The organism is Dellaglioa sp. CoH-56-MRSF-14 (genome assembly GCF_056782115.1).
Map to the genome: position 1 here is coordinate 176952 of NZ_JBXAYB010000004.1, position 7835 is coordinate 184786.

The following is a 7835-nucleotide window of genomic DNA, read 5'->3' on the forward strand; positions in this document are numbered from 1 at the left end:
TGTCATTAAGGACTCCTTTTTATTTTAAAATAAAGAAGAGCTATCAGGTATTATCCTGATAGCTCTTCAAAGTTAAACGAATTATTTCTTATTTTCTTTTGCAACTGGACGCCAGATACCGAGGATAATCCCTGCAACTGCAGCACCAATTAAAACAGAAAGTAAGTAGAACGTTTTATTTGTAGCTAAGGCAATTACCCAAAGACCACCATGAGGTGCAGGAACAGAGACGTTCCAGAATTGACTTAAACCACCACCGATTGCAGCACCAATTACACTTGATGTAATGACGTGTAATGGATCTGCTGCTGCGTAAGGAATAGCACCTTCAGTAATAAATGAAATACCAAGAATGTAGTTTGACAAACCGGCTTTTCTTTCATCTTCAGAAAATTTATTTTTCCAGAATGTTGATGCAATAGCTATTGCAAGTGGAGGAATCATACCACCAACCATAACAGCAGCCATCATTTTACCATCACCAGTAGAAGTGAAGACACCAATTGAGAATGTATAAGCTGCTTTGTTAAATGGACCACCCATATCGATAGCCATCATAGCAGCAAGAATTGTACCGATTAAGACGGCATTGGCTGTTCCCATATGAGTTAAGAAATCTGACAAGACATGATTAATTTGTGCGAAGATAGGATTAACCATAAAGAACATAATCGCGCCGACAATTAATAAGGATAAAATAGGGTAGATTAGGATAGGTTTCATCCCATCTAGTGATTTTGGTAAGTTTTTAAAGAGTTTTTTAAGACCGACAATAACATAACCGGCAATAAAACCAGCTGCTAAACCACCTAAGAAACCAGAAACAGATTCAGTTTTAATAACATTTGCGGCAGCAAAGTTAGCCATGTAACCACCAACAATACCAGGCATAAGGGCAGGACGATCACCAATACTCATAGCAATAAAACCGGCTAAGATAGGTACTAAGAAAGCAAATGCATAATTACCAATTCCATTTAAGAAGATAAAAGTTTGTGAACTTGAGCCACCGGGAACGTATTGTTCAACGATGAATGAGAGTGCCATTAAGATACCGCCACCAACAACAAATGGTAACATGTGTGATACACCGTTCATTAAGTTCTTATAAATTTCATTCCAAACACTACCAGAGGTTTCTTCATCATTTTCAGCAGCGTCGGTTCCTTTAGCATGATAAATAGGTGCTTTTCCGTTTACTGCGGCAGTAATCAATTCTTCGGCTTTTTTAATACCATCGGTAACAGGACGGTTAATTAAAGGTTTGCCATCGAAACGATCCATAGCAACTTTTTTATCAGCGGCGACAATGACACCAGACGCACGTTTAATTTCTTCGTCAGTTAAACGATGCTTAATACCTTCTGAGCCATTTGTTTCAACTTTAATGTCAACGCCCATCTCTTCAGCTTGTTTGATGAGGGCAGCTTCAGCCATATAAGTATGAGCGATACCAGTAGGGCAGGCTGTTACAGCGACCACGTATGGATTACCTGATGGTTTAACATCAGTGTTTTTAGCAGCAAGTTGTGCAGCAGCTTCTTTTGCTTCTTTTTCATTTTCAGCGGCAGTGAAGGCAGCTTGAACCTCATCTGGAGTTGTGACTGTTTTTAATTTATCAACTAAATCGGGATTAATTAATAGACTTGATAAAGCAGCTAATGCTTGTAAATGGGCATCGTTTGCACCTTCAGGAGCAGCAATCATGAAAAATAAAAATGTAGGTTGACCATCAAGTGAATCATAGTCAAGTCCTGCTTTACTTTTAGCAAATAGGACAGTAGCACGTTTAACAGCTTTATTTTTTGCATGTGGCATGGCAATACCTTCACCGATACCAGTAGTTGATTGTGCTTCACGTTTTAGAATGTCTTGTTTGTAAAGTTCCTCATCATCAATCACGCCAGCCTCAAAGTATTTATGTACCATTTCATCAATTGCTTCGGCTTTTGTTGTTGCTTGAAGATCCATAATCATGACATCTTTAAGTAATAATTCATTTAAGTCCATAGTGTAAAACTCCTTTTATAATAGTTAGATTTTCTTAATATCAATTTGTGGTAAAATTTCGTTAATTTTTTCAATAGTTGCAATATCTTCAGAAAATGCAGTTGCGGAGCCACAAGCTAGTCCATATTTAAAACTTTCAATAGGATCATTAGTTTTTGCAAAGGTACCTGTAAAACCAGCAATCATTGAATCGCCAGCACCAACTGAATTAATAACAGTCCCTTTAGGCGCATTACTTTGGTAAACAGCATCTTTAGTAATCAATAGGCCGCCATCGCCAGCCATTGAAATTAAAACATGTTGTGCACCTAATTCTAATAATTTTTGACCATATTTCACAATATCGTTGATACCGTTTAAAGTAACATTGAATAATTCGGCTAATTCATGGTGATTTGGTTTCACGACGAGAGGTTTTTCACTAATTGTTTTCAATAGTGCTTCACCAGTTGTATCAATAACAAATTGTGCGCCTTTAGAACGAATTACTTTAATTAATTCATAATAAAAATCTTGAGATAGGTTAGGAACTAAACTACCAGCTAAAATGACAGTATCATCAGACGTCAATGTTTCAAATTGCTCATTGAATAGTTTAAGTTCATCATCTGATATTAGAGGACCCTTACCATTTATTTCGGTTTCTTGGTCAGCTTTTATTTTAATATTAATTCTAGAATCAGCTTTTATTTTTGTAAATTGAGTATCTAGGTGATTAGCTATCATAGCTGACTTAATAAATTCACCTGTGAATCCACCAATAAAACCAAGTGCTTTATTAGGTTGATTCAATTCATTTAAAATTCGGGAAACGTTTATACCTTTACCACCTGGTAATTTTGTATCATAATCCATCCGATTAACTTCGCCAAGCGTTAACTTATCTAGTTGAACGATGTAATCAATAGAAGGATTTAAAGTTACTGTGTAAATCATTGTTGTACCTCCAAAATTTTTGTTTGTGTTTTATAATTTTCAGAATCAGTTACCGGCAATTTATCAGTGATAATTGTAGCCTGATTAAGATCTGCAACTTTAATGAATGAAACTTGGTTAAATTTTGATTTGTCGGCTAAAACATAAGTTTGTCGACTTTGATGAATTGCGGCCAGTTTAACTGCGGCTTCTTCAGGATCTGGTGTGCTAAATCCAAATTTATTGTTAATTGAATTAATACCGAGAAAGACTAAATCAAATTGAAGGTTCTTGATTGATTTAATACTATCAGCTCCCACAATAGCCTTTGTATTAGCTTTAACTTGACCACCGATGACGATTGTTCTAATATCATTTTCAGAAAGAGAAAGTGCATGATTAACACCGTTTGTAACAACAGTTAGATTGTTAACTAACTTAAGATAGGGAATCATTGCGAAAGTTGTACTACCAGCATCAAGAAAAATCACATTATTAGGTTTGATTAAATTTGCAGCAGCTTTAGCAACTGCTATTTTATTTGGCGTATTTAATGAAAATTTTTCTTCTAAATTTGCTTCAACTTTTAATGATTGGATGCTTTGTGCACCACCATGAACTCTTACTAATTCACCATCAGTTTCAAGCTGCTGTAAATCGCGTCGAACAGTTGATTCTGAGACATTTAATTTATGACAAATATCTTGTAACTTAATATAACCATGTTTGTCAATTTCAGAAATAATATATTGGCACCTTTCAATTGTAAGCACTTTCTCAACTCCTTATAAATAAAATACCACCAAAAACATTCAAAATCAACCAAAAACATTCAAAAATACCAAAAAAATTTGAAATATGAGAAATTGGCTTGAATTTTTAAAAGAGTTAAGTAAATACATAGACAAATGACTTTTTCTTCTTTAAAATAGTAAGTTAGTAGTCAACGGAAAGAATAGGTGATCGTATGTTTATAGATCAAGTTACAATTGAAATAAAAGCAGGTAAAGGTGGCGACGGGATGGTAGCGTTCCGTCGAGAAAAATATGTACCTAATGGTGGACCAGCCGGTGGTGATGGTGGCCGTGGTGGTAGTATTGTATTTGAAGTAGATGAAGGATTAAGAACTTTAATGGATTTTAGATACAGTAAACATTTTAGAGCTGAATCTGGTGAAAAAGGAATGATTAAAGGGATGCACGGACATGGTGCACCTGATAAAAGAGTTCAAGTACCAGAAGGAACAACAATTAAAGATGCTGAAACAGGAGCAGTAATCGCTGATCTCGTTCATAAAGGAGATTATGCTGTTGTTGCCAAGGGTGGTCGAGGTGGTCGTGGCAATATTAGATTTGCTAGTCCTAAAAATCCAGCTCCAGAAATTTCTGAAAATGGTGAACCTGGAGTAGAACGTAAAATTCAACTTGAATTAAAAGTTTTAGCTGATGTTGGGTTAGTTGGATTTCCATCTGTCGGTAAGTCAACGCTTCTTTCAGTTGTGACAAGTGCCAAACCTAAAATTGCAGATTATCATTTTACAACGTTATCACCTAATTTAGGGATGGTTCGTTTAGATGATAACCGTGATTTTGTTATTGCTGATTTACCCGGATTGATTGAAGGGGCTTCAGTTGGCGTTGGATTAGGAATTCAATTTTTACGTCATATTGAGCGGACACGTGTTATTCTTCATTTAGTTGATATGAATCCTGAAGAAGGTCGTGATCCGTTTGACGACTATCTTAAGATTAATAAAGAATTAAAAAATTATGACCCTGAATTACTTGAACGTCCGCAATTAATTGTGGCAAGTAAGATGGATATGCCAGGGGCTGCAGAACAGTTAGAAGCATTTAAAAAACAATTGGCAGAAGATTCTACAGTGGAAGAAACACCTCGTGTATTTTCTACTTCTTCTATTACTCGTGAGGGACTACAAACCTTAATGAATGTAGCTGGTGATTTATTGGAAGAAACACCAATGTTCCCAGCACTAAACTTGAAAGAACAAGAAGCACAACAAAAAATCTATGATTTCGAAAAAGAACAAGAAAAATCTGCACCTGATTTTGTTATTAATAGGGATGAAGATTTAACTTGGGTTCTTTCTGGAGAAAAATTAGAACGTCTATACCAAATGACAAATATGGACCGAGACGAAAGTTTGATGCGTTTTGCACGTCAACTTCGTGGTATGGGTGTCGATGATGCTTTACGTGAACGTGGTGCTAAAAGTGGGGATATAGTGAGAATTGATAAATTCTCATTTGAGTTCGTTGAATAATTCGGAATATTAATAATTTACGGTTACGCTATCAGCAAATAAAAGGGTAATTTATATAAGATAAGAGGAGAACGGAACAAGATGGATAAGAAAAAAAGATTAAAAAAAGCCAGATATATTACTGGCTTTGATGGCGTGAGGACATTGGCTGTTATTGGGGTTATCCTTTATCACCTCGTGCCATCTAGTCTACAAGGTGGATACTTAGGTGTACCGATATTTTTTGTTGTATCGGGTTACTTGATTACTGATTTACTTAATCAGGAATGGGAACAAAATAAAAAAATTGATGTTCTAGGCTTTTATATTCGACGGGTTCGACGACTTTATCCAGCGTTATTGACGATGTTGATTGCAACTATTGCCTATATAACACTATTTCAAAGAGAGTTATTGAAAAATATTCAAGAAATTTTCGCATCAAATTTGTTATATGTTTATAATTGGTTTCAAGTTTTGCACAAAGAATCATATTTTGATCATTTCGGGACGCCATCACCATTTACGCATCTTTGGTCGCTATCAATTGAAGGTCAGTACTATTTTTTCTGGCCTATTATAGTGGCGTTGCTAATTGTGTTTTTAAAACGAAAAGAACGGATTTTTAATCTTATCTTTATCTTAGCTTTTATTTCCGCATTAGCGATGGCCTTCTTGTATAAAGCAGGATCTGATCCAAGTCGTGTCTATTATGGAACGGATACAAGAATGTTTTCAATTTTATTGGGGTCAGCACTTTCATTTATTTGGCCAAGCAGTTCTTTAAAAAAGGAAATTTCAAAAAAAGGCCGATTTGTTTTAGATGCGTTAGGTATAGTATCGCTCATAACAATTATTAGTTTGTTTTTGACTATGTCAGATCAAAGTTCGCTTGTTTATCGTGGAGGGATGTTTTTCTTTTCAGTTTTAGTTATGATTTTTGTAGCTACAATTGCACATCCTGGAGCGGATATGAACAAAATTATGACAAATCCTGTTTTTACTTGGGTTGGTAAGAGAAGTTATGGCATTTACCTATATCAATTTCCAATAATGGTATTCTATGAGTCAAAGATTCAGAGTATAGGTGATCATCCATGGCTAAACGCGCTAATTGAAATATCTATCATTTTATTAGTGAGTGATTTGTCATATCGATTCTTAGAAAGACCTCTACAAAGATTTAATTATAAACAAACATTTACATTTATTAAAGAAACCTTTACAAAGGATATTAAAAAAACTCGTCAAAAATTTTCTATTATTGTGGGTGCATTAATAATTGGTATAGCGTTGTTTGGAATAATTAACGGACCAAGTCTTTCAATTACTGGAGTGAATGCTTTACAGAATACTATTAGTGAGAATGCTAAAGTAGCTGATAAAAAGAATGCTGACGCATTAAAAAAACCGAGCTCGTCTAGTTCTAAGAAAAAACAATCAAGTAGCAAAAGTGCTTCTAAAACTAGTTCTTCAAAAGTAGTTGCTGAAAAACAAAGCCCAACATCATTAACAAAGGCTGAGACAAAAAAAGCCTCAAGCGTATATGCAACGGCAATTGGTGATTCTGTATTGGCAGATGGAGAAAACATATTACAAGATGATTTCCCACATATGTATGTTGATGCAAAAGTCGGTCGTCAGGTATATACAGCTGCTGATGATATTAGGTTGTTGGCTAAGCAAGGTAAACTTCAAGATAACGTTGTTATTGGTTTAGGGACAAATAGTCCATTTACAACCGATCAGTTTGACGATATTATGAGTGCAGTTGGTTCGGGGAAACAAGTTTACTGGATTAATGTACATGTCCCAACAAGGCGTTGGGAAGGTACCGTTAATAGCATGTTGGAGACACAAAAGAAAAAATATTCAAATTTGCATATAATTGATTGGTATTCATATAGTAAGGATCATACAGAGTGGTTTTATGATGATAATGTTCATCCAGATCCCGATGGTTCAAAGTATTATGCAACGTATATTGCAAGACAATTAATTAAAAATATGTAAAATACTTAAGAAGCCCTACAAACTATGGTTTGTAGGGCTTCTTATTTTTGGGTCTGCGTCAAATAGTGTTGGTGAGACGATAAACGTCTAATTTAATTAAGGGAAATCCAAAAGGATTTCCTTTTTTTAGTTATGAATTAATAAAATTCTTTCAAATAGATGATGCCAGTTTCTGAAACCGTAACAGCTACGTTTAAGTGTTTTAATTTTTCGGTTAAGTCCCTCTATAGGGCCATTTGAATATGGTGAAGATAAACTATTTTTAATATAATGCTGATTCTTTTTAAAAGTGGTTATTACAGTATCCATTTCACTGTTATTAGGTTGATAGTCTTCTAATAACTGAGTTAAATTAGAAGTGTCGGCTTTATTGATAGCTAATAAAATATCTTGATATGTTTCATAGACTTTTTTGAAGTTAGAACTTTGTTCTAATCCTAAATCAACAACATTCTGTTGCGTCATATATTCTTTCGTACTAAAAAAATAAACAGATTTTGAACTTTCTAGTTCTGTTTCTTGTTTGTGAAAAAGGCGCCACTGAGTTTTTAAAGCTTTGTAATAATCCCTTTATGGTTGTCAGATGAAATAATATAATTTCATCCGATAATCATGGAGGGATTTTTGTATGTCC

5 protein-coding genes and 1 pseudogene are annotated in these 7835 nt (G+C 34.7%); 2 read left to right on the forward strand and 4 right to left on the reverse strand.

Features of this window, described 5'->3' with window-relative positions; all coding sequences use genetic code 11:
- Positions 1 to 81: 81 nt before the first annotated feature.
- The 3 genes from AC1RPX_RS06020 to AC1RPX_RS06030 are packed head-to-tail and all read right to left on the reverse strand — an operon-like array spanning position 82 to position 3698.
- On the reverse strand, positions 82 to 2010 hold the full coding sequence (locus tag AC1RPX_RS06020) for a PTS fructose transporter subunit IIABC (protein WP_409022421.1): 1929 nt from the start codon (positions 2008 to 2010) through the stop codon (positions 82 to 84).
- Between the two features lie 24 nt (positions 2011 to 2034).
- A complete protein-coding gene (gene pfkB, locus AC1RPX_RS06025; protein WP_481761717.1) occupies positions 2035 to 2946 on the reverse strand; it encodes a 1-phosphofructokinase in 912 nt (303 codons plus the stop codon).
- Positions 2943 to 3698 carry a DeoR/GlpR family DNA-binding transcription regulator gene (locus tag AC1RPX_RS06030; protein WP_481761718.1) on the reverse strand — a complete coding sequence of 252 codons (756 nt, stop codon included), beginning with the start codon at positions 3696 to 3698 and terminating at the stop codon, positions 2943 to 2945. The genes pfkB and AC1RPX_RS06030 overlap by 4 nt, the downstream gene beginning before the upstream one ends.
- Positions 3699 to 3892: 194 nt before the next feature.
- Between AC1RPX_RS06030 and obgE the strand changes: the two genes are divergently transcribed.
- Both obgE and AC1RPX_RS06040 read left to right on the forward strand, forming a co-directional pair.
- Entirely contained in the window at positions 3893 to 5209 is a 1317-nt protein-coding gene (gene obgE, locus AC1RPX_RS06035) for a GTPase ObgE (RefSeq protein WP_409022424.1), read from the forward strand.
- Positions 5210 to 5290: 81 nt separating this feature from the next.
- Entirely contained in the window at positions 5291 to 7201 is a 1911-nt protein-coding gene (locus tag AC1RPX_RS06040) for an acyltransferase family protein (RefSeq protein WP_481761719.1), read from the forward strand.
- 126 nt (positions 7202 to 7327) lie between these two features.
- Here AC1RPX_RS06040 and AC1RPX_RS06045 read toward each other — a convergent pair.
- Positions 7328 to 7750: pseudogene (locus tag AC1RPX_RS06045) on the reverse strand (transposase); the annotation flags it as partial.
- Positions 7751 to 7835 lie beyond the last annotated feature (85 nt).